We start from the raw sequence: 786 nt of genomic DNA on the forward strand, positions 1-786 counted from the left end.
GGGTCATGGCCACCAGCTCGAGCAGTTCGCCGGCGCGCTTGTGCCGCGTCGCCCGGTCGATCCCGCGCATTTTCAGGGCGAAAGCCACGTTGTCGAGCACGGTCAGATGCGGAAACAGCGCGTAGGACTGGAACATCATCGCGGTGCCGCGCTTGGCGGGCTCGAGGTCGGTGACGTTCTGCGCGCCCAAAATGATGTCGCCATCGCTGACCGCCTCGTGGCCTGCGATCATGCGCAGGGTCGAGGTCTTGCCGCAGCCGGAGGGGCCGAGCAGGCAGCAATAGGTGCCTGCCGGGATCTTGAGATTGACGTCGTCGACCGCCAGCGTCGTGTCGTAGCGCTTGGTGACGGCGACCAGTTCGAGAGCGGCAGGAGTGGCCATGGCGTGTCCGCTGGGAGGGCGATGCTCCGGCTTTCTCCGCAAGGTCCGTGCCAACCGCCCGGAGAGTGCCGAATTCCAAAACTGTGCAATGGAGTCAGGTCGTTAGATCGAATCCGGCGCAGCGGCGCGGCTCGCCGGGTGGGCAGTAATATGCACACAAAATGTGCTCGGATTGTATAAAGTTTCGCCTGTGATTGGATACAGCTGGTCGACTAACATTGAAAGCCGAACGTCGCCGATCGAGCCCTCAAACCCAACCCCCTCGAACTGATGGCCGCCAACACCCGCCAGAAATCCGATGCGCCAGACGCGAGCGATCGCGTCAGCCGTATCAGGGAGGGTGTGACCGCGGCGATCCTCGAGCATCGTCTGCTGCCGGGCACGAAGCTCGGCGAGGATGAGAT

Annotated in this window: 1 protein-coding gene and 1 pseudogene; one reads left to right on the top strand and one right to left on the bottom strand. The window is 63.2% G+C overall.

Annotation, left to right across the window (positions count from 1 at the left end; translation table 11 throughout):
* Nucleotides 1–382 (bottom strand): ABC transporter ATP-binding protein (locus tag AC1D00_RS43625; RefSeq protein WP_477015001.1); only part of this gene is annotated, 382 nt, incomplete at its 3' end.
* 270 nt (nucleotides 383–652) lie between these two features.
* Between AC1D00_RS43625 and AC1D00_RS43630 the strand changes: the two are divergent.
* A pseudogene (locus tag AC1D00_RS43630) lies at nucleotides 653–786 on the top strand (GntR family transcriptional regulator); the annotation flags it as partial.

This window comes from Bradyrhizobium sp. P2_E8 (genome assembly GCF_056403875.1).